The organism is Gulosibacter sediminis, from assembly GCF_030011715.1.
GTDB lineage: Bacteria > Actinomycetota > Actinomycetes > Actinomycetales > Microbacteriaceae > Gulosibacter > Gulosibacter sediminis.
This window is the reverse complement of the sequence record NZ_JASCYH010000004.1, coordinates 23,270-43,889: the sequence shown is the minus strand read 5'-3', so window position 1 is coordinate 43,889 and position 20,620 is coordinate 23,270. Positions and strand designations below refer to the sequence as shown.

The 20,620-nt window shown below is 66.5% G+C and carries 18 protein-coding genes; 8 read left to right on the top strand and 10 right to left on the bottom strand.

The features are described from left to right. Positions 1-7 precede the first annotated feature (7 nt). Both QM019_RS02990 and QM019_RS02985 read right to left on the bottom strand, forming a co-directional pair. Positions 8-2,098, bottom strand: a complete 2,091-nt coding sequence (locus QM019_RS02990) for an ABC transporter ATP-binding protein (protein WP_282851809.1) — start codon at positions 2,096-2,098, stop codon at positions 8-10. After that, entirely contained in the window at positions 2,095-3,828 is a 1,734-nt protein-coding gene (locus QM019_RS02985; protein ID WP_282851808.1) for an ABC transporter ATP-binding protein, read from the bottom strand. The genes QM019_RS02990 and QM019_RS02985 overlap by 4 nt, the downstream gene beginning before the upstream one ends. A 94-nt stretch (positions 3,829-3,922) precedes the next feature. On the opposite strand from QM019_RS02985, the gene QM019_RS02980 reads away from it, so the two are divergent. The 6 genes from QM019_RS02980 to QM019_RS02955 all read left to right on the top strand — a co-directional run bounded on the left by QM019_RS02980 (position 3,923) and on the right by QM019_RS02955 (position 8,927). After that, the gene (locus QM019_RS02980) at positions 3,923-4,426 is read left to right on the top strand and encodes a WYL domain-containing protein (RefSeq protein ID WP_282851807.1); all 504 of its coding nucleotides are present in this window, start codon (positions 3,923-3,925) and stop codon (positions 4,424-4,426) included. Positions 4,427-4,521: 95 nt separating this feature from the next. Continuing rightward, on the top strand, positions 4,522-6,303 hold the full coding sequence (locus QM019_RS02975; RefSeq protein ID WP_282851806.1) for an acetyl/propionyl/methylcrotonyl-CoA carboxylase subunit alpha: 1,782 nt from the start codon (positions 4,522-4,524) through the stop codon (positions 6,301-6,303). A gap of 169 nt (positions 6,304-6,472) precedes the next feature. Further along, a complete protein-coding gene (locus tag QM019_RS02970; protein ID WP_282851805.1) occupies positions 6,473-6,856 on the top strand; it encodes a hypothetical protein in 384 nt (127 codons plus the stop codon). A gap of 145 nt (positions 6,857-7,001) precedes the next feature. Beyond that, positions 7,002-7,406, top strand: coding sequence for a GntR family transcriptional regulator (locus tag QM019_RS02965; protein WP_282825303.1), 405 nt, complete (start codon positions 7,002-7,004; stop codon positions 7,404-7,406). Position 7,407: 1 nt separating this feature from the next. Continuing rightward, positions 7,408-8,106, top strand: coding sequence for an ABC transporter ATP-binding protein (locus tag QM019_RS02960; RefSeq protein WP_282851804.1), 699 nt, complete (start codon positions 7,408-7,410; stop codon positions 8,104-8,106). Then, positions 8,103-8,927, top strand: a complete 825-nt coding sequence (locus tag QM019_RS02955) for a hypothetical protein (RefSeq protein WP_282851803.1) — start codon at positions 8,103-8,105, stop codon at positions 8,925-8,927. Before QM019_RS02960 ends, QM019_RS02955 begins: the two co-directional genes overlap by 4 nt. A gap of 80 nt (positions 8,928-9,007) precedes the next feature. On the opposite strand, the gene QM019_RS02950 is transcribed toward QM019_RS02955, so the two are convergent. Both QM019_RS02950 and QM019_RS02945 read right to left on the bottom strand, forming a co-directional pair. Next, positions 9,008-10,390 carry an aspartate aminotransferase family protein gene (locus tag QM019_RS02950; protein ID WP_282851802.1) on the bottom strand — a complete coding sequence of 461 codons (1,383 nt, stop codon included), beginning with the start codon at positions 10,388-10,390 and terminating at the stop codon, positions 9,008-9,010. A gap of 183 nt (positions 10,391-10,573) precedes the next feature. Further along, a complete protein-coding gene (locus tag QM019_RS02945; RefSeq protein WP_282851801.1) occupies positions 10,574-12,007 on the bottom strand; it encodes an NAD(P)H-quinone dehydrogenase in 1,434 nt (477 codons plus the stop codon). Positions 12,008-12,056: 49 nt separating this feature from the next. Between QM019_RS02945 and QM019_RS02940 the strand changes: the two genes are divergently transcribed. Continuing rightward, the gene (locus QM019_RS02940) at positions 12,057-12,935 is read left to right on the top strand and encodes a purine-nucleoside phosphorylase (protein WP_282851800.1); all 879 of its coding nucleotides are present in this window, start codon (positions 12,057-12,059) and stop codon (positions 12,933-12,935) included. Beyond that, entirely contained in the window at positions 12,932-14,656 is a 1,725-nt protein-coding gene (locus tag QM019_RS02935) for a phospho-sugar mutase (RefSeq protein ID WP_282851799.1), read from the top strand. Before QM019_RS02940 ends, QM019_RS02935 begins: the two co-directional genes overlap by 4 nt. Here QM019_RS02935 and QM019_RS02930 read toward each other — a convergent pair. The 6 genes from QM019_RS02930 to lysA form a co-directional block, all read right to left on the bottom strand. Continuing rightward, entirely contained in the window at positions 14,653-15,120 is a 468-nt protein-coding gene (locus tag QM019_RS02930; RefSeq protein ID WP_282851798.1) for a PTS sugar transporter subunit IIA, read from the bottom strand. The two genes, QM019_RS02935 and QM019_RS02930, sit on opposite strands and share 4 nt — an antisense overlap. Then, the gene (locus QM019_RS02925; RefSeq protein WP_282851797.1) at positions 15,117-16,286 is read right to left on the bottom strand and encodes an adenosine deaminase; all 1,170 of its coding nucleotides are present in this window, start codon (positions 16,284-16,286) and stop codon (positions 15,117-15,119) included. Before QM019_RS02925 ends, QM019_RS02930 begins: the two co-directional genes overlap by 4 nt. 185 nt (positions 16,287-16,471) lie before the next feature. Beyond that, positions 16,472-17,284, bottom strand: coding sequence for an amino acid ABC transporter ATP-binding protein (locus QM019_RS02920; RefSeq protein WP_282851796.1), 813 nt, complete (start codon positions 17,282-17,284; stop codon positions 16,472-16,474). Continuing rightward, on the bottom strand, positions 17,281-18,273 hold the full coding sequence (locus QM019_RS02915) for an amino acid ABC transporter permease (protein ID WP_125106868.1): 993 nt from the start codon (positions 18,271-18,273) through the stop codon (positions 17,281-17,283). Before QM019_RS02915 ends, QM019_RS02920 begins: the two co-directional genes overlap by 4 nt. Continuing rightward, on the bottom strand, positions 18,273-19,070 hold the full coding sequence (locus QM019_RS02910; protein ID WP_282851795.1) for an ABC transporter substrate-binding protein: 798 nt from the start codon (positions 19,068-19,070) through the stop codon (positions 18,273-18,275). The genes QM019_RS02915 and QM019_RS02910 overlap by 1 nt, the downstream gene beginning before the upstream one ends. Before the next feature lie 122 nt (positions 19,071-19,192). Continuing rightward, positions 19,193-20,521 (bottom strand): diaminopimelate decarboxylase, encoded by a 1,329-nt coding sequence (lysA, locus tag QM019_RS02905; RefSeq protein WP_282851794.1) that lies wholly within the window; start codon positions 20,519-20,521, stop codon positions 19,193-19,195. Positions 20,522-20,620 lie beyond the last annotated feature (99 nt).

The following is a 20,620-nucleotide window of genomic DNA, read 5'->3' as shown; positions in this document are numbered from 1 at the left end:
GTGCCGGTTACTCGCCCGCAGGACCGCCGACGACCGGGGTTGCACCGGTCGCCGACTGGGCGTGCTCGGCCGTGCCGTCGCCGGGGGCCTCGTCGAGGTCGGTCGCGGCGCCCGAGAACTGCGACTGGTAGAGGCGCCAGTAGGCGCCCTGCTGCGCGAGCAGCGAGTCGTGGTTGCCCTGCTCGACGATCGAACCCTGCTCCATCACGAGAATGAGGTCGGCGTCGCGAATCGTCGAGAGGCGGTGCGCGATCACGAAGCTCGTGCGGCCCTGACGCAGCGCGTTCATGGCTTGCTGCAGCAGAAGCTCGGTGCGGGTGTCGACCGAGCTCGTGGCCTCATCGAGGATGAGCACGGCCGGGTTGGCAACGAACGCGCGGGCGATCGTGATGAGCTGCTTCTCACCCGCCGAGACGTTCGAGGCGTCCTCGTCGAGCATGGTGTCGTAGCCGTCGGGCAGCGACTGCACGAAGCGGTCGACGTAGGTCGTGCGCGCCGCCTCCTTGATTTGCTCGTCGGTCGCGTCGTCGTTGCCGTAGCGGATGTTCTCGAGGATCGACCCCTGGAATAGCCACGGGTCTTGCAGCACCATGCCGGTGCGTGCACGCACGTCGTGGCGGCGAAGCTCGCCCGTCGTCTGCCCGTCGAGCAGGATGCGCCCGGAGTCGACGTCGTAGAACCGCATGACGAGGTTGACGAGCGTCGTCTTGCCGGCGCCCGTCGGCCCAACGATGGCGACGGTTTGGCCGGGCTCGACGCTGAAGCTGAGGTCTTCGATCAGCGGGCGCCAGTCGGGCGAGTCCTTGTCCTTCGAGTACGAGAACGCGACGTGGTCGAACTCGATCTTGCCGGGGCCCGGCACGAGGTCGGGCGAGTTCGGGTCGTCCTCCGGCTCATCCTCGGCGTCGAGCAGCTCGAACACGCGCTCGGCCGAGGCGGTGGCCGACTGAATGACCGGGGCCATCTGCCCGACCTGACCCATCTGACCCGAGAACTGCTGCGAATACTGCATGAACGCCTGCACATCGCCGAGGCGGAGGTTCCCGCTCGCGATCTGCAGGCCACCGATAACGGCGACACCGACGGTCGACAGTGTGCCGGCGAACTGCATGAGCGGCATCATCAGACCGCTGAGGAACTGCGCCCTGAACGATGCCTGGAACAGCTCGTCGTTCTCGTCGTTGAACTTCTCGCGCGAATCCTTCTCGCGGCCGAAGACACGCACGAGCGCATGGCCCGAGAACGACTCCTCGACGCGGGCGTTGAGACGACCCGTCGACTTCCACTGGCCCTGGTAGGCCTTCTGCGAACGCGGGCCGATGACCGCCATGATGATGCCGATGATCGGCAGCGTCACGAGCGCAATCAATGCCAGCAGCCATGAGATCGTGAACATCATGATGAGCAGACCGATGATCATCAGCACGCTGTTGATCACGTAGATGAGCGACTGCTGCAGCGCGTTGGTGATGTTGTCGACATCGTTCGTGACACGGCTGAGCAACTCACCGCGCTTCGTGCGGTCGAAATAGCTCAGCGGCAGGCTGTGCACCTTATCTTCGACGCTGCGGCGCAGGCGGTGCATCGCCTTGATGACGATGCCGTTGAGCATGTAGCCGACCCAGTAGTCGAGCAGCGTCGCGATGAGGTACACCGCAAGCACGAGCAGCAGGGTCTGCGAGAGCGCGGAGAAGTCGACGCCCTGGCCAGGCACGAGGTCCATCGCCGACACCATTTCCGCGAAGTTATGCTGCCCGTCGGCCTCGAGCTGTGAGACCACCTGTTCCTTCGAGACGCCCGCGGGCATCTGCGCCGAGATGACGCCCTCGAAGATGAGGTTGGTGGCGTTGCCGAGCAGGCGGGGCGCCCAGAGGGTGAGGAGCACCCACACCACGCCGAGCCCGGTGGCGAACACGAACTTCAGCTTCCACGGTGCCATGAGGCTCAGCAGTCGCTTGAAGCTCGGCCAGAAGTTCTTCGCTGGGCGCGAGTCGGCGCCCATGCCACCCCAGTCGCCGCCGGCAGCGGCGGCCGCGGCGGTCTCTTCGTCGAATTCGTCGACGGTTGCGGTGGAATTCGTCTTGGGTGCGTCGGTCATCGAGTTGCCTCCGCGCCGAGCTGCGACTCGACGATCTCCTGATACGTGGGGTTGTCCGCGAGCAGTTGCTCGTGAGTGCCGTCACCGACAATGCGGCCGCCATCGAGCACGATGATGCGGTCGGCGTCGGTAATGGTCGACACACGCTGGGCGACGACGAACTTCGTCGTCTGCGGCAGCTCCTGCCAGAGCGCCTCGCGCAGGCGGGCGTCGGTCGTGAGGTCGAGCGCCGAGAAGGAGTCGTCGAACACGAGCAGCTTCGGCTTGCGAATGAGCGCGCGGGCGATCGAGAGACGCTGGCGCTGACCGCCCGAGACGTTCGTGCCGCCTTGGGCGATCGACGCCTCGAGCTGGCCCGGCATATCGCTGACGAAGTCATCGGCCTGCGCCACGCGCAGCGCCCACCACATGTCGTCCTCGGTTGCGCCCTCAAGGCCGACCTCGAGGTTGGATGCGATGGTGCCGGCGAAGAGGTACGGCCGCTGCGGCACATAGCCGATCGAGTCCCAGAGGCTCGACGCATCCGCCTCGCGCACCGGTACACCGCCGACGCGCACTTGGCCGTCGGTGACGTCGAACAGGCGCGGGATGAGGTTCGCGAGCGTCGTCTTGCCCGACCCCGTCGAGCCGATCACGGCGACCGTCTGGCCGGGCTCGGCGGTGAAGTTGATGTCGCTGAGCACCGGCTTGTCGGCGCCCGGGTAGGCGAACGTCACGTTGTCGAACTCGACCCGGCCTGGGGTGGGCTGCTCGGCGATGCCCTGTTCGGGGAACTTCAGCGACGTGTCGGTCGCGAGCACCTCGCTGATGCGGGTCGCGCAGACCGAGGCGCGCGGAATCATCGTGGTCATGAAGCTGACCATGATGACGCCCATGAGGATCTGCATCGTATACGAGATGTAGGCGATGAGCGCGCCCACCTCGATGGTGCCGGAGTCAACGAGGTGGCCACCGAACCAGACGACGCCGACCGAGGTGATCTCCATGATCAGCATCGCGGCGGGGAACACGATGACGAAGAGATTACCGACGCGGAGGCCGATGTCGGCGAGGTTGTCGTTCGCCTCTCCGAAGCGGCGGCGTTCGATGTCCTCGCGCACGAAGGCGCGGACGACGCGGATGCCCGTGAGCTGCTCGCGCATCACTCGGTTGACGCCGTCGAGGCGGTCTTGAAGCTTGCCGAAGAGCGGAATCATGCGGCCGACGATGGCGCCCATAAGGAGTAGCAGGACGGGCACGGCGACGGCGATCACCCACGAGAGCTCGATCGACTGACGGATGGCCATGATGACGCCGCCGATCGCGAGCATCGGAGCCGAGACCATGACGAGCGCGCCCATGAACACCAGCATCTGCACCTGCTGCACGTCGTTCGTGCTGCGGGTGATGAGCGAACCGGCGCCGAACTCGGCAACCTCACGCTCGGAGAAGCCGGCAACGTGGTCAAACACGTCGCGGCGCAGGTCGCGCCCGACCGACATGGCGGCGCGCGCCGAGCAGTAGGTCGCGACGAGGATGCAGACGAGTTGACCGATGGCGACGAGCAGCATTACGCCACCGGTCTGCCAGATGTAGCCGACGTCGCCCTTCGCGACACCGTTGTTGATGATGTCAGCGTTGAGGGTGGGAATGTAGAGCATTGCGAACGCCTGCAGCAGCTGGAACACCAGCACGCCGATGACGAGCGGTAGGTGCGGACGCAAATACCTACCGAGCAATCTGAGCAACATGAAATACCGCCTTGTGGGCCACTTCTTCGAGACAGAGCGTCGGGCGCCTGGGTGGAGCGAGACCCGATCGTAAAAACGGGTTCTATCCTCGCAGATGCAGGTGCGCGACGCACTGACGGAGCGCATGGTTCTTGTCTGGTCACGAGCAAAACTAACGGCATCTGCGGACACTAGCTGGTACCTGCATGCCTTCGACCTCGAGAGCGATGACTGGCGCGTGTTCCGGCTCGACCGCATCCGCGAGCCGCGCGCATCCACCCTGCGCTTCACGCCCCGCGACGCCCCCGACTCGCTCGAGGCGGTGCGGCAAGCGCGCGCCTACCAGCCCGGCGAGCCGATGCAGTTGCGCATCCTCGCCCCGCTTGGCGAGGTGCGCGAGCGGATGCCCGCGTGGCTTCGCGGCGAGTTCGAGGCCGAAAGCGACGCCACGACACTCCTCAGCACTCGCGGCGACCCGCACTGGGTTGCCGTGCTCGCAACCATGAGCACCTTCGAGTTCGCGCCGGTTGGCCCACCCCAACCCGCCGAGGCCGTCGCCAATCTCGCGTCGAAACTCAGCCGCGCCGACACCGACGCGAGCCGCCCTAACCCGCGCTAGGCCGCAGCACTTCGTGATTTCCGCAACGATTTCGCGAGAAACACTGTTGGGAAGTTCCAACGCCGACGGTGCCTTTCCTCATAAGCTAGGGAATTATGCCTCGCATTGAGAAACTCCTGATCGCCAACCGCGGCGAGATTGCCGTCCGGATCATTCGCGCCGCCCGCGACTACGGCATCCCCTCGGTCGCTGTCTACGCCGACCAGGATCGCGAGGCTCCGCACGCCCGGCTCGCCGACGAGGCGTACGCCCTGCGCGGCACAACCGGCGCCGAGACCTACCTCGTCATCGAAAAGCTGCTCTCGGTTGCCCGCCGTTCGGGCGCGAACGCGGTGCACCCGGGCTACGGCTTCCTGTCTGAGAACGCCGATTTTGCGCGCGCCGTCATCGACGCGGGCCTCATCTGGATCGGTCCGTCGCCCGAGGCGATTGAGGCGCTCGGCGACAAGGTGACCGCTCGCCACGTGGCCGAGTCGGTGGGTGCGCCCCTGGCACCCGGCACGCTCGAGCCGGTGCAAGGTGCGTCCGAGGTCGTCGACTTCGCTCGCGAGGTCGGCTTCCCGGTTGCCATCAAGGCGGCCTACGGCGGCGGCGGGCGCGGTCTCAAGATCGTGCGCGAGGAGTCTGAGATCGCCGACGCGTTCGAGTCGGCCACGCGCGAGGCGGTGGCGGCGTTCGGCCGCGGCGAGTGCTTCGTCGAGAAGTTCCTCGATCAGCCGCGCCACGTCGAGACCCAGTGCCTCGCGGATGCGCACGGCAACGTCGTCGTCGTGTCGACCCGCGACTGCTCGCTGCAGCGCCGCAACCAGAAGCTCGTAGAAGAGGCCCCCGCGCCGTTCCTCACCGATGCGCAGCGCGAGCAGATGTACGCGGCATCGAAGGCGATCCTCAAGCACGTCAGCTACCAGGGCGCCGGTACCTGCGAGTTCCTGCTCGCGAACGACGGCACGGTCGCGTTCCTCGAGGTGAACACCCGCCTCCAGGTCGAGCACCCTGTCTCGGAAGAGATCACGGGCATCGACCTCGTGCGCGAGCAGTTCCGCATCGCCGAGGGCGCCGAGCTTGGCTACGACGACCCGGTGTCGACGAAGCACTCGTTCGAGTTCCGCATCAACGGTGAAGACCCGGGCCGCAACTTCCTGCCCGCACCGGGCAAGATTTCGACCTACGAGGCCCCGACCGGCCCCGGCGTGCGTGTCGACTCGGGCGTCCGCCAGGGCGACACCGTCTCGGGCGCCTTCGACTCGATGATCGCCAAGCTCATCGTCACTGGCGCGACCCGCGAGGAGGCGCTCGAGCGTTCGCGCCGCGCCCTCGACGAGTTCGTCGTCGCCGGTATGCCCACCGTTATTCCGTTCCACCGCGACGTTGTGCGCCAGCCGGCGTTCACCGCTGAGAACGGCGAGTTCGGCGTCTACACGCGCTGGATCGAGACCGACTACGACAACCAGTTCGAGCCCTGGGACGGCGAGGCCGAGGAGCTTGAGCACCCGGGCGCCCGCCGCGAGGTCGTCGTCGAGGTGAATGACAAGCGCATCGAGGTCTCGTTGCCCGAGCGCCTCGTCATCTCAGCCGGCATCGAGCACGGCGGCGTTGGCCGCAACATGGCCGGCCACGCGCCCCGCCGCCGCTCGCGTGGCTCCGTCGACACGGCATCCGGCAACGACGTCACGTCGCCGATGCAGGCCACCATCGTGAAGTTCGCCGTTGAGGAGGGCCAGCGCGTCGTCAAGGGCGACCTGCTCGTCGTGCTCGAGGCCATGAAGATGGAGCAGCCGATCTCGTCGACGCGCGACGGTGTCGTGCGCGGCATCACCGGCGGCCCCGGCGAGACCATCAGCTCGGGCACGAAGCTGCTCTCGGTCGAAGACGAATAGGCCGCACTGCGCAGGCCACGACTGCCGGCTTACCCTCGCGGGTGGGCCGGCAGTTTCGTTATTCGGGCCCCGCATAGCGAACGCATAGCGAGGTGCTGCCCTACCCATAGTTCGCCCGCCGAAGGTAGTCACAAGCCCGAAGACGAGCCGCAACGCAAGGAGCATCACCATGACCGAGCAGCACATGAACGAGACCCGAATGACCGACCGCCGCGCACGCGGTCGCCGCCGCGGATGGCGCAACGCCGCATTCGGACTCGGAGCAGTCGCAACCGTCGCCGTGACACTCGGATTCTCCACCCCGGCCTTCGCGGACGAGGCCAGCACACAAACCTCGATCACCCAGACCACCGACGCCCCGGTCCTCCGGGGCGCCGCGGCCGACTCAACCTCCGCATCCGTCGCTGCCCTCGGCCTACTGAACGAACAGCATCGCTACGACGCCGTAGCCACCTACATCGATACCGACGCCTCGAGCAATCAGGTCGAGACCACGGCCCTCGCCTACAACTCGCAGTTCTCCGACAACCTCATCGAGCTGCTGTCGGTCTAACCACCCACCCCACGCCCGGGCCGGCGTGGCAGCCAGGAGCATCCTGGTCGCCACGCCGGCTCAACTCGTTCTCCAGAAACCCTTGCGCGCATCCGCCACCTGTGCCACTGTATTAATCACCTAATACAACAACACAAGGATACCGATGGAGTTCAGCACCACCTCCCCCATTTGGGTGCAGCTCGTCGCCGAGTTTTCCCGGCGCATTGTCGTCGGCGAATGGCTGCCAGGCTCGCGTGTTCCCGGAGTGCGCGAGATTGCCGCTGAAGTCGGCGTCAACCCCAACACCGCCCAGCGCGCGCTCGCCGAGCTCGAGCGTGCCGGCCTTGCCCGCTCCGAACGTACGAGCGGGCGCTTCATCACCGACGATCTCGACCGCATCGACGCCCTACGCGCCGACCTCGCCCGCGACGCGACCGACCACTACATCTCCAGGGTCCGCGGCCTGGGCATGCACCTCAGCCAGGCCGCCGACATCATCAAACAACGATGGGACGACCCAAATGTCCACTCTGACCACACCGCACACACTCGCACGGGAGGGCAGTGACATGACCACCCCGGCAATCCAGATCCAGCACCTCAACAAGACGTTCGGCAAGACCTCGGCCCTGAACGATCTCAGCCTTGAGCTCGCGCCGGGCCACATCGTCGGCCTACTCGGCGAGAACGGCTGCGGCAAGACGACACTGCTGAAGATCCTCGCCGGCCTCATCGCCGACTACCGCGGCGACGTGCGCATCTTCGGCCACGAACCCGGCCCCGGGTCAAAGGCGATCGTCTCGTTCTTGCCCGACGCAAGCTTCCTGCCGCAGGACGCCCGCGTAGCCCACTGCATCCGCCTCTACCGCGACTTCTTCACCGACTTCGACGAGGCCAAGGCCCGCGACCTCATCGGCTTCTTCGGCCTCGACGAGCAGATGCGCCTGAAGCAGATGTCGAAGGGGATGCGCGAAAAGGTGCAGGTCGCGCTCACTATGTCGCGGCGTGCCAAGCTCTACCTGCTCGACGAGCCGATCAGCGGCGTCGACCCGGCCGCCCGCGAAGTAATCCTGAACGGCATCCTCCGCAATCTCGATGAGGACTCGATGCTCCTCATCGCGACCCACCTCATCCACGACCTCGAGCCCATTCTCGACAGCGTCGTCCTGATGCGCCACGGCAACGTCGTGCTGCAAGGCGACGCCGACGACCTCCGCGCCGAACACAACCTCAGTCTCGACGCACTGTTTAGGGAGACGTACCGATGATCGCCACACTGCTCAAGCACGAATTCCTTCGCACCCGCACGCTGCTCGGCCTGCTGCTCGGCGGCGGGCTGGCGATCGTTTCCCTCTCGACGCTGTTCGCCCTGATGAAGTGGCCCGTGCTCTCCGAGCTCGGCGTCGCGCTCGGGCTCGTCATCACCTTCGTGATGCTGCCCGCAACCCAGATCGCCCTCGCGGTCGACTACTGGCGCTCGAGCTACCGCCAGCAGGGCTACTTCACCCAGTCAATCCCGGTGAAGGGCAGCACGATCTTCTGGTCGAAGATGCTCTGGACGTGGCTCGCGTCGCTCGTCGCGATGGCGGTCACCGTCATCTCGGCCGCGATCTTCTGGACCGCCTTCGGCCCGATGGTCGGGCTCTCGGGCAATCCGTTCGCGATGCTCGGCGAGACGCTCGACTTCGTCTCGCAGTATGCGTCGTCCGGCATGATCGTCGGGCTCCTCATCGCGTTCGTGCTGCAGATGCTCGTCTGGCCGGTGCAGTACTTCTTCTGCGCCTCCATCGGCAGCGAGGCGCCGCTCAACCGCCTCGGCATCGGCGGCCCGATCGTCACGCTCATCGCGTTCTACCTCGTGACGCAGGTCATTACGACGCTGTTCATCATGTTCATGCCGATCGGCCTCGGCCTCGAGGGCGGCAGCCTCGCGTTCGTCGGCTTCGAGACGAACTTCCTCGACGCCTTCGCCGGAAACGGAGACGACGATGTCATGCCGCTCGGGTTCGTGCCGGCGCTCGCGATCATCGCCGCCGTCTGCCTCTGGCGCACGCACTACTCGTGGAACCACAAGGTGTCGCTCGCATAACCGCACCCGCACCCGTACGAAGAAGCCCGCCCCAGCATCCGCATTGGATGCTGGGGCGGGCTTTCGCGCGGAGGCGAGAACTAGCTGCGAATCGCGGCCGCGAGCTGGTCGAAGGCCTCGACGTAGGCGTCGATCGCCGCGTCGTCGTGGGTGACCGAGAGCGTCCATTCCTCGTCACGACCCGGGGTCATGAAGATGCCGCGGTTCATGTTGAACAGCCAGGCGAGGTCGGCGAGCTTGCCGCCGGTCTTCGCGTTGGCCATGTAGGACTCGTAGTCGGTGACCTTGTGGTCGCTGAATACGACGCAGCCCTTCGAACCGATGCCCACCGTGTAGGCGTCGAGCTCGTAACGCTGGATGACGTCTTCGCAGCCCGCGATGATGCGGTCGTTGAGGTGCGCGAGGTGCGCGTATGCGTCGTCGGTCATGACCTCGAGCAGCGAAGCACGCGCCGCGGCGAGCGTCAGCGGGTTGCCGTTGTAGGTACCCACCTGGTAAACCGAGCCGTCCTCGACCACGGTCGCGACCTCTTCGGTCATGCCGATCGCGCCGGCGGGCAGGCCGCCACCGAGCGCCTTGGCGAGGGTGACCATGTCGGGCAGAACGCCGAACTTCTCGGTCGCGCCGCCGGGGGCGATGCAGATACCGGTCTTGACCTCATCGAAGATCAGGATGATGCCGTACTTCTTCGTGATGTCGCGCACGGCCTGGAGGTAGCCGTCCTCAGGCAGCACGACGCCGAGGTTCATCATCGCGGCTTCCATGATGACGCAGGCGGGCTTGCGGCCCTCAGCGTCGAGCGCCTGGATGCGCTTCTCCATGGTCTCTGCGTCGTTGAACGGCACGGCGACGGTCATGTCAACGGTCGCCTGCGGCACGCCAGCGCCGTAGGGGATCGACGCGTAGTTGTCGCGAGGGCCGATTTCCTGCTCGTCGATCCACCCGATGTCAACCATGACGGTGTCGTGGTGGCCGTGGTACGAGCCGAAGATCTTCATGACGGTGTCGCGGCCGGTGATGGCGCGGGCGATGCGGATCGCGTCCATCGTCGACTCCGAACCGGAGTTCGTGTAGCGCCACTTGGGCAGGCCGAAGCGGCGAGCGAGCTCGTCACCGACGACGATCGCGTCCTCGGTCGGCGCGGCGAAGTGCGTGCCGAGCGGGTAGCGGTCGATGACCGCCTTGCCGATCGCGGGGTGCGCGTGGCCCTGCACCATCGAACCGAAACCGTTGTGGAAGTCGTAGTACTCGTTGCCGTCGACGTCCCACACGCGGGGGCCATCGCCCTTCTCGACATAGATGGGCCACGGGTCGTGCAACTGGTACGACGAGGCGACGCCGCCCGCGAGGTGCTTGCTCGCGTTGGCGTAGTAGTTCTTCGACTCCTGCGTGCGCTCGTTGAGCTTGTCGCCTTCAACCTTGGCAAGCTCTTCGACGCGGTCAAAATTAATGGGCTTTCCCACGGTGTGCTCTCTTCTCTCTGGGCCGGCCTGGCGCCAGTTCGTTTCGAGGTGATGTGTTGCAGCGACCGGCCTGGCGTCGGCAACACGCTTGGGGCTTCAGCGCCCAGAGCTGAGCCTATTATAAATATGAATCAGATTCACTGGGGCTGAGAAAGTTCTGGAATTTGCGGCCCTGCGCCGAGCCTACTCGTCGCGCACGTGCATGTCGCGCGCCGCATCCACCATCGACCCCGAGAGCGACGGGTAGACCGCCCACGACGACGCAAACTCGTCGACGGTCAGTCGCTGTTCGATCGCGATCGAGAGCGCGAGCAGCAGCTCGGATGCGCGGGGCGCGACAACCACGCCCCCGACGATCGTGCCGAGGTTGTTGCCCGCGATGAGCTTGACGAAGCCATCACGGAAGCCCTGCATCTTCGCGCGCGGGTTCTGCGCGAGGTCGAGCTTGTAAACACGGCCAGTGCGCTTGCCCTCCTCGATGTCTTTCTCCTGCCAGCCCACGGTCGCGATCTCGGGGTAGGTGAAGACGTTCGAGGCCACGTTGCGCAGCGTGATCGGGTGCACCTCGTCGCCGAGCGCGTGAAACACAGCGGTGCGGCCCTGCGTCGACGCGACCGAGGCGAGGGGGAAGAAGTTCGTGCAGTCGCCCGCGGCGTAGATGTTCGGCACGCTCGTGCCGGCAACGCGGTTAACGATGATGTGGCCCGAGTCGGTCGTCTTCACACCCGCGCGTTCGAGGCCGAGGCCCTTCGTGTTCGGAATCGAGCCGACCGCCATGAGGCAGTGCGAGCCGCGCACCTCGGCGCCGTCCGAGAGCGTCACGACGACCTCGTCGCCGTCGACGACGACCGACTCAGCGCGGGTCTTCGAGAGCACGTTCATACCGTTGCGCTTAAAGACCTCTTCGATGACGTCGGCCGCGTCCTTGTCTTCGCCCGGGAGCACGCGGTCGCGGCTCGAGACGAGCGTGACCTTGAGGCCAAGCGCGCGGTACGCCGAGGCGAACTCGGCACCGGTGACACCTGAACCGACCACGATGAGGTGCTCGGGGGTCTCCTGCAGGTTGTAGAGCTGCTTCCAGGTGAGGATGCGCTCGCCGTCGGGCTTGGCTGTCGGCAGCTCGCGCGGGCTCGCGCCGACCGAGACGACGAGGGTGTCGTATTCGATGCGGTCGAACTCTTGGCCGTTCTCGCCGGTGCTGACGCTCACGACGCCGGGCGCCGCGATGCGGCCGAGGCCCTCGACGATACGCACGCCACGGTCCTTGAGGTTGAGGCGCATGTCGTCCGACTGGTTTTGTGCGAGACGCAGGATGCGCTGGTTCAGCTTGCCGAGATTGACCGCCATTTCGGGGCGGCGCGGGTTGTCGGCGTCGTCGCGCACGAAGTACTGCAGGCCAAGTTCATCGGACGACTGCACCTGCGTCGCCGCCTCGGCGGTCGCGATGAGCGTCTTCGACGGCACGACGTCGGTCAACACCGCCGAACCGCCCACGCCGACCCATTCGACGAGCGTGACATCAGCCCCCAGCTGCGCGCCGGCGATCGCCGACTCATAGCCTCCCGGCCCTCCACCAATGACAACAATCCGATGACGTTCTGCAGCAAGCGCACCCATGTCTCCAATTTTGCCACGGAGTTCAGCGACGCTCACCTACGCTGACTCCATGGCTGAACTGATCAACAACGACGCCCAGTTCGCGCACCCCCTCGACGACCCGGCCGCCCGCCCGGTCGACGTTGCTGCCGAAGCCGCGCGCGTCATCGCAGAACGCAGTGGGGTTGCCCACCACGACATCGCTCTCACGCTCGGCTCCGGCTGGGGCAAGGCGGCGGATGCGCTGGGCGAGACCGTCGCGACGCTGGCGGCCGACGAGGTGCCCGGCTTCTCGAAGCCCGCGCTCGCTGGCCACGTCGGCACCATCCGCTCGGTGCGACTCGACTCCGGTCACCACGCGCTCATCATCGGGGCACGCACGCACTTCTACGAGGGTCACGGCGTGCGGCGTGTCGTGCACTCGGTGCGCACCGCGGCCGCGACCGGCGCGAAGATCATGGTGCTCACGAACGGCGCGGGCGGGCTCAACCCGGCCTGGGCGCCCGGCACCCCGGTGATCATCCGCGACCACATCAACCTCACCGCCGCGTCGCCACTCGAGGGCGCGACGTTCATTGACCTCACCGACCTCTACTCCGAGCGCCTGCGCACGATCGTGCACGGCGTCGAAGACCTCGACGAGGGCGTCTACGTCCAGTTCCGCGGCCCGCACTACGAGACGCCAGCCGAGGTGAAGATGGCCGGTGTCATCGGCGGTGACATCGTCGGCATGTCGACCGCGCTCGAGGCGATCGCCGCGCGCGAGGTCGGTATGGAGGTGCTCGGCATGTCGCTCATCACGAACCCCGCCGCCGGCATCTCGCCCGATCCGCTCAGCCACGAGGAAGTCATCGCGGCTGGCGAGGCCGCCGAGGCGCACCTCGCGACCCTGCTCGCCGACGCGGTCAAGCGCATCCTGACCGGCGACGCGACCGGGGCAGGCGCATGAGCCTGCCACTGATTCGCGAGTCGCAGCTTGCCCTACGCCACGCCGCGACGGCCTGGCTCGAGCAGGACCCCGACGACGCAACCCGCGCCGAGCTGAGCGAACTGCTCGGCCGACTCGGCGACGTCAACGCCGTCGGCGAGGAGATTGCCGACGACGACACCTCCGACCGCGCCGAGGCGTGGCGCGAGGTTCGCGACCGCTTCGCGACGCGACTGCAGTTTGGCACCGCTGGCTTGCGCGGGCGCCAGGGCGCCGGTTCAAACCGGATGAACCGGGTGGTCGTCGCGCAGGCGGCCCGCGGCCTCGCCGACTTCCTCCTCGCCCGCGGCGAGGCCGCCCCGAGCGTCGTGATTGGCTATGACGCCCGCCGCCACTCCGCCACGTACGCTCGCGACACCGCCGAGCTGATGCAGGCCGCTGGCGTGCGCGCGACGCTGCTGCCGAGCGCGCTGCCGACCCCGGTGACGGCGTTCGCCGTGCGCCACCTCGACGCCTCCGCGGGCGTCATGGTGACGGCCTCACACAACCCGAAGTGGGACAACGGCTACAAGGTGTACCTCGGCGGGGCCGACAACGGCTCGCAGATCGTGCCGCCCGCCGACGCCGAGATCGCGGCCGCCATTGCCGCGGTCGCGAGCGTCCGCAAGGTGAACGAGCTGCCGCGCGACACTGGATACGCGGTCGCCGATGCGTCACTCGTCGACGCCTACGTCGAGGCGACCGCGAAGGTGCTCCGACACTCCCCCGTGCCCCTCAAAGTCGCGTATACCGCGATGCACGGCGTCGGTTGGAACACCTACCGCCGAGTGCTCGAGACGGCCGGCATCGGGGCGCACGAGGTCGTGCGCGAGCAGATCGAACCCGATGGCACGTTCCCGACCGTCGACTTCCCGAACCCCGAGGAGCCGGGCGCGCTCGACCTCGCCTACGAGACCGCGAGCCGCGTCGGCGCGCAGCTCATCATCGCCCACGACCCCGACGCCGATCGCCTCGCGGTCGCCGAGTCGGACGGTGCAGGCGGCTGGCACCTCTTCGGCGGCAACGACATCGGCAAGCTGCTCGGCTGGCGCGCGGCAAAGATCGCGACGGAGGCTGGCGCATCCGGCACCCTCGCGACCTCGCTCGTGTCGTCGCCCGCACTGTCGAAGGTCGCCGAGCACTACGGCCTCGGCTACGCCGAGACGCAGACCGGATTCAAATGGATCTCGCGGGCCGACGGCATCATCTACGGCTACGAGGAGGCGCTCGGCTACCTTGTCAACGCCGAGACCGTGCGCGACAAAGATGGCCTCTCTGCCGCCCTCGCGGTGCTCGACCTCGCGTTTGCGCAGTCCGCCGAGGGCAAGACGCTGCAGGACCTCGATGACGAGTTCGGTGAGCTGTTCGGCGCGTTCGCGTCGCGCCAGGTGGCGCTGCGCTTCGACGACCCGGCACAGCTGCCCGCCGTCATGGCCTCGGTGCGCGCGACCCCGCCGACGCAGGTGGGCGCCGCGGCGGTCGCCGAGGTGCACGACTTCGAGACGGATGCGCAGCCCGCGAACATCGTGCGGCTCGTGCTCGACGATGGCACGCGGCTCATGATTCGCCCGTCGGGCACCGAGCCAAAGATCAAGGTGTACATCGACGCGGTGTCGACCGACGGAACGCTCGGCGAGCGCCGCGCCTCGGCAAACGAGCGCGCCGACGCGGCCGCCGGGGCGATGCGCGCGCTGCTGAGCTAAGGGGCGACCTCGCCGAGGGCGTCCACGAGGGCGGCGTCGGTGCTCGCGCGGATCGCGCGGTCGACGATGCCGCCGTCGTGTTCGAGCTGGGATGCGATGTCGGCGATGAGCTCGATGTGCGCCGACGGGTTCGTGGTCGCGATCGCGATGACGAGGCCGACCGGGTCGAAGTGCGCGTGGCCGAAGTTCACGCCATCGGGGAACGTCATGGCGGCGGCGCCCGGCTTGATCGAATCGGCGCTCGGCTGCGCGTGCACGAGCGCGAGGCCCGGCGCGATCACGGTGTAGGGACCGTACCGGTCGATCACGGCGATGACCTTGTCGGGGTAGCGACGCGTAACGTAGCCCGCCGACACGAGCAGGCGCGTGGTCTGCCTCACCGCATCCCGCCAGTCGACAGCCTTGCCGCCGGCGCGCACGAGCCCCGGGTCGGTGAAGATGGTCTTCGCGGTGTCTGCGCTCACGCGCCCACCTCCTGCTCGTACCCTTCGGTGATGCGCTCGGCCAGGTCTTCGCGGTCTTCGAGCGGCGCGAACGCCGCCTCGGCCGCGTTAAGTTGCAGCTGCTCGAGATCGCCGAGCCGCAGGTCGAAGGCGTCGGCGTCGGCGACAAGCTGTAGCTCTTCGGATGCGCTGGTCGCGCTCATGAGCCGGTTGTCAGTGTTCACCGTGGTCGAGAAGCCGAGCTGGTAGAGCAGATCGAACGGGTGCTGCGTGATGGTCTCGACGGTGCGGTGCTCGAACAGCGGACTGTCGAGCTCGAGACCGGTCTGCAGGTTCGACGACGGCGCGAGCTCGAGGGCGATGCCGCGCTCGCGCACCCAACTCGCGATCGGGCCGAGCGTGACGCGCGTGCCCGAGTCGTCCTGCTGCTCGAGCGTGATGTCGTCGGCGATGCGTGCCCCGTGGCCGAGGCGCAGCGCGCGACCATCGATGAGCGCGGAGGCGATCGACTCGAGGCCCGCGGCCTCACCCGCGTGAATCGTGACCGGCATGAACTCGCCCGCGAGCTTCTCGAGGGCGCGGCGGTGCTGGCTCGGTGGGAAGCCGATCTCGGGGCCCGCGAGGTCGAAGCCGCGCACGCCGCCCGACTCGCTGTCGCCGCGGTGCCGGAGCGCCGCATCCGCGATCGTGTCGGCATCGTTCGCATGGCGCATGGCGCACAGCAGCTGGCCGACCTCGATGCCCTCGTGGGCCTCGCAGCCCTCGCGCAGGCCGGCGGTGACCGCGGCGATGACGTCGTCGAGCGTGAGGCCGCCGCGCAGGTGCTGCTCGGGGGCCCAACGCAGCTCGGCGTAGATCACGCCATCTGCCGCAAGATCAGCGACCGCCTCGCGGGCGACGCGGTGCAGCGCCTCGGGCGTCTGCAGCACACGCAGCACGACGTCGAAGGTCTCGAGGTAGCGTTCAAGCGAGCCGGAGTCGGCGTTCGCGCGGAACCATTCACGCAGCTCGGGCTCCCCCGCCGCCGGCAACTCGATACCCGCGTCCTGCGCGAGGTCGAGAATCGTGTCGGGACGAAGCCCGCCATCGAGGTGATCGTGCAGCAGTATCTTGGGCAGACTGCGCGCATCCACGCCCTCAGCTAGCCAGACTTCCGCACTCTGAGTTGCGGCTCGGTCTTGTGTCACAGGAGTCCACCTCCAACCTCGTCTTCGAAATCGTGCACCCGTTGATGCTACCCAGCCTGAATGACCGGTTTGCTCAGATTTCTACAAGTCGTAACACTCATGCGTTCGGGGCTCGGCTCGAACCGGGCTGACACTGGTGGCAACGCGCCGCCTCCCGGGGCAGGCACCCACCCCGGGCCACGCAGTTACAGCACGTTACTCAGGAATGCCTTCGTCCGTTCGTGCTGCGGATTGCTGAACAATTCGGCGGGATCCCCCTGCTCGACCACCACGCCACCGTCCATGAACACGGCTCGATCGGCGACCTGCCGCGCAAACCCGATCTCGTGGGTGACGACGATCATGGTCATTCCTGCCGCCGCAAGGTCGCGCATCACATCGAGTACGTCACCGACAAGTTCCGGGTCCAGCGCCGAGGTCGGCTCGTCGAAGAGCATGAGCTCGGGATCCATCGCCAGCGAACGTGCAATCGCGACCCGCTGTTGTTGTCCGCCCGAAAGTTGGCTCGGGTAGTGATTGGCGCGGTCCGCGAGCCCGACCCGCTCGAGCAGGATGCGGCCCCTCTCCCGCGCTTGCGCTCTGGGAATTTTGCGGACGCCCGCCGGCGCCTCGATGACGTTCTCAAGCGCCGTCATGTGCGGGAAGAGGTTGAATCGTTGGAACACCATGCCGATCGATTTGCGCTGACGCGCGATTCGCTCAGGGGAAAGTTCATGCAGCACGTCGCCGCGCTGCCGGTAGCCCATGATCTCGCCGTCAACGGTAATTCGGCCGCCATCGATCGTTTCGAGGTGGTTGATGCAGCGCAGGAGGGTGGATTTTCCCGAGCCCGACGGCCCAAGCAACACCACGACTTCGCCGCGTTCGACCGTGAGGTCGATGCCTTTCAACACCTCGTTTTGTCCAAATTGCTTTCGCACGGATTCGAGCCGCACGATCGGCGCGTCGTCGTCGACGACTGCGGTGGCCTGCGTCCATGGATTCACGGTCCTACTCATCGCTGGCCCTCCTTCGTCCCGGCGTCGGCGACCTGTGCCGCACCTGTTTCGTCGTCCGTCGTACCCGGCGTCTTCGCCCGCTTTTCAGAGGCTCCCGAAACGCCCCGACCGAAGTACTTCTCGAGGTAGTGCTGGGGAATCGCGAGCAGCGAGGTGAGCAGCAGATACCAGAGACTCACGACGATCAGCAGTTCAATTTGCTTGAGGTTCTGTGCCGAGATTTGCGTCGCCACCGTGTAGATCTCCAGCACCGCAATGACCGAGAGCAGCGACGTGTTCTTCAGCATCGAGATGAACTCGTTGCCCATCGGCGGAATGATGACCCGCATCGCCTGCGGCAGCAGAATGCGACGGAAGGTGCGCACCGGCGTCATGCCCAGCGACGCTGCAGCCTCCCGTTGTCCCGAGTCGACCGAGAGCATGCCCGAGCGAACGATCTCGGCCGAGTAGGCTGCCTGGTTCAGGGTGAGGGCGAGCAGGCCGGCGACAAACGGGGTCACGAGCAGGTTGGTGGGCATCGACCAAAACATGATGCTGGTGAATGGGACGCCGATGCCAAGCCGGTCAAAGAGCAGGCCGAGGTACCCCCAGAGCACGACCTGTACGAGCAGCGGCGTTCCACGGAATGCCCAAATGTAGACCGCCGACACCGCCTGCATGACAGGGTTCTTGCTCATCCGCATCGCCGCAATCAGGATCGCGAGCACGGTCGAGATGGCCATGGCGAGGACGGTCAGCACGATGGTGAGGACGAGGCCCGAGAGGATCCTCGGGCTAAAGAGGTACTGGCCGATGGCCGCAAAGTCGAGCTTCTTGTTTGTCGCGATCGCGTGGATGAAGATCGCGACGAGGAACAGGACCGCCGCACCCGAGATCCACCGCCACGTGTGTCGCAGTGGCCGGATGGTCAGGTCATCGGCAGCGACCCGGGGTCCGCTGCGCTCGCCGGGCGAGCTATTGGGTGCCGTGGGAGAGGTCACGGTACTCATTACTTCTCCGCGAGGTTCACGTCGATGCTCTCGACCCGGTACTGCTTCAGGTCGTGCTTCTCGAGTAGCGCGTCGTAGGTGCCATCCGCCTCGATTGACTGCATGGCGAGCGTAAGCGCTTCCGTCAGACCCTCGTCCTTGAGGACGCCAACGCCGGTATACACGGGCTCAAACCCCTTCGGTGCATCGGCGAAGTCGACGAGTTCGAATGTGCTGCCGTCGCCGGCCGTGGCAACGAGGTATTCCATAATCGGGGCGTCGCCGATGAACGCGTCGGCGTTGCCTGCCTGCACCGCGGTCTGGCCGTCGTTCGTCGTGGCGAGTTCGTGAATCTGAATCTCGGCCTTGCCGGCGCTCGTGCATTCTTCGCTGAGGTCGCGCAGGATGTCGCCGCTTGTCGACGCCTTCTGCGAGGAGATCGTCAGTCCGCACAGGTCCAGCTCGTCGCTAATCCCCTCGGGGTTGCCCGCGGGCACCGCAATCGCGAAGCCAGCGTGCAGGTACTCGACGAAGTCCAGCACTTCCTGCCGCTCCAGCGTGTCATTCATGCCCGAGAGGATGATGTCGTTCTTGTTGGCTTGCAGGCTCGCGACCACGGAGTCGAACGGCTGCTTATTGATCTGCACGGGAATGTCGAGCTTCTCGCCAATCGCATACGCCAAATCGATGTCGAGCCCGGTGATCTCACCCGCATCGTCCTGGTACTCGAACGGCGGATACGGGTAGTCGACCGCCACGTTGATGACCCCGGCGTCGCGGATCTCCTGCGGCACCGCCGCCTTCGCGGCTTCATCCACACCCGAAGTGAGTTGCTCGGTCTGAGTTTCCGACGCGGAGCAACCGGTGAGTGCCAGGACGGACGCGCCCATCAGAGCAATTAGCGTACGAGTTTTCATCAAATTCTCCTTGGTGTTGTGAGTCACATCGTTGCGGCGGGGACTGCGCTGGTCGCCCAGTCGTGGTCCAGCGCAGGTTGGTGGAGGCGGAGCAGGTCGTCGGTGGTTTCGCGGCGAACGGCGAGCCGTGCCTCGCCATCCTTGACGAAGACGACCGCGGGCCGTGCGGCACCGTTGTAGTTGTTGGTCATCGTGTACGTGTAGGCGCCGGTGGCGGGGATGACAATGACGTCGTCAATGCGCGGGTTGGGCAGCTCGGCCTGGTCGATGAGCAGATCGCCGGACTCGCACTGACGCCCGACGAGCTGGACTCGCGAGTTCGGCACCGCGGTTGCTCGGTTCGCGACCAGGGCGGAGAATCGCTGGCCGGTGAGGGCCACCTCGACGAAGTCGGCCATGCCGCCATCGACCGCCACGAACGTCCGACCCGTTTCCTTAGTGACCACCGTTCGGTAGGCGGTGACTCCCGACCGAGCCACGGTCGAGCGTCCTGGCTCAATAAGGATCCGAGCATCGGCCGGCAAGTAGCGCTCGGCGGCGCCGATCAGCGTGTCGAGATAGTCGTCCACGGAGGGTGCCTGCTCGCCCTCGTGGTGGGCGATACCGAGGCCGCCACCAAGGTCGTAGACCGCGAGCCCGCCGAGCGGCTTCAACGCTTCGACCGCGCTCGCGAACTGCTCGACGCTGAGGATCTGAGAGCCGATGTGCACGTGAACGCCCGCGACCTCGAGCCGATCGTGGCCCGCGAGATGCTGAATCAGCTCGCTCACGACGCTGATCGGCAAGCCGAACTTGGAGTCGTTGCCGCCCGTGTTCATGTTCGCGTGCGTCTTCGCGTCGACGCCGGGCATGACCCGGAACAGCAACTTCTGGCGGCGTCCGCGAGGCACGAGACGCTCGAGCCGGTCAAGCTCGGCCTCGTTGTCGACGATGATGACACCGACGCCGACCTCGATTGCTCGAGCGAGTTCCGCATCTGTCTTGGCGTTGCCGTGCAGGTGGATCAGCTCCGGCGACACCCCTGCCGCGAGTGCAAGCTCAAGTTCACCCGGTCCGGCGACGTCGATGCCCATCCCCTCGGAAGCCGCGATGGCGTAGATCGCGAGAATGGGCGCCGACTTGGAGGCGAACACCGCTTCCGAATTCGGCCACCGACGGTGGAGTCCGTCGACGAGCGCACGCATCTGGTGTCGAAGGGAGGCCTCATCATAGATGTGCAGCGGAGTACCGAATTCCGCTGCGAGGTCGCTCACCCGGCAGCCGCCAATCGTCAGTTCGCCGTCGGCGTCGGCAGCAGCGGTAGGGGGCAGGACGTCCGCCAAACGCTCGAGCGACGATTGGTTCGCGGTCATGTGGTCTCCTCGCACGGTGAAGTTGCTCTGGCGTTGGCGTCCTGTGAGCACGACCAACTTGGTTGCAAGCAACGGTACGAATGCCAACCACCGCAATTT

Bases quoted from the DNA above. Each gene is read 5' to 3' on its own strand.
- QM019_RS02935 (WP_282851799.1), top strand. From the start codon at position 12,932: ATGAGCCTGCCACTGATTCGCGAGTCGCAGCTTGCCCTACGCCACGCC.
- QM019_RS02985 (WP_282851808.1), bottom strand. From the start codon at position 3,828: ATGTTGCTCAGATTGCTCGGTAGGTATTTGCGTCCGCACCTACCGCTC.
- QM019_RS02920 (WP_282851796.1), bottom strand. From the start codon at position 17,284: ATGAGTAGGACCGTGAATCCATGGACGCAGGCCACCGCAGTCGTCGAC.
- lysA (WP_282851794.1), bottom strand. From the start codon at position 20,521: ATGACCGCGAACCAATCGTCGCTCGAGCGTTTGGCGGACGTCCTGCCC.
- QM019_RS02980 (WP_282851807.1), top strand. From the start codon at position 3,923: ATGCAGGTGCGCGACGCACTGACGGAGCGCATGGTTCTTGTCTGGTCA.
- QM019_RS02990 (WP_282851809.1), bottom strand. From the start codon at position 2,098: ATGACCGACGCACCCAAGACGAATTCCACCGCAACCGTCGACGAATTC.
- QM019_RS02915 (WP_125106868.1), bottom strand. From the start codon at position 18,273: ATGAGTACCGTGACCTCTCCCACGGCACCCAATAGCTCGCCCGGCGAG.
- QM019_RS02960 (WP_282851804.1), top strand. From the start codon at position 7,408: ATGACCACCCCGGCAATCCAGATCCAGCACCTCAACAAGACGTTCGGC.
- QM019_RS02955 (WP_282851803.1), top strand. From the start codon at position 8,103: ATGATCGCCACACTGCTCAAGCACGAATTCCTTCGCACCCGCACGCTG.
- QM019_RS02965 (WP_282825303.1), top strand. From the start codon at position 7,002: ATGGAGTTCAGCACCACCTCCCCCATTTGGGTGCAGCTCGTCGCCGAG.
- QM019_RS02975 (WP_282851806.1), top strand. From the start codon at position 4,522: ATGCCTCGCATTGAGAAACTCCTGATCGCCAACCGCGGCGAGATTGCC.
- QM019_RS02970 (WP_282851805.1), top strand. From the start codon at position 6,473: ATGACCGAGCAGCACATGAACGAGACCCGAATGACCGACCGCCGCGCA.
- QM019_RS02945 (WP_282851801.1), bottom strand. From the start codon at position 12,007: ATGGGTGCGCTTGCTGCAGAACGTCATCGGATTGTTGTCATTGGTGGA.
- QM019_RS02940 (WP_282851800.1), top strand. From the start codon at position 12,057: ATGGCTGAACTGATCAACAACGACGCCCAGTTCGCGCACCCCCTCGAC.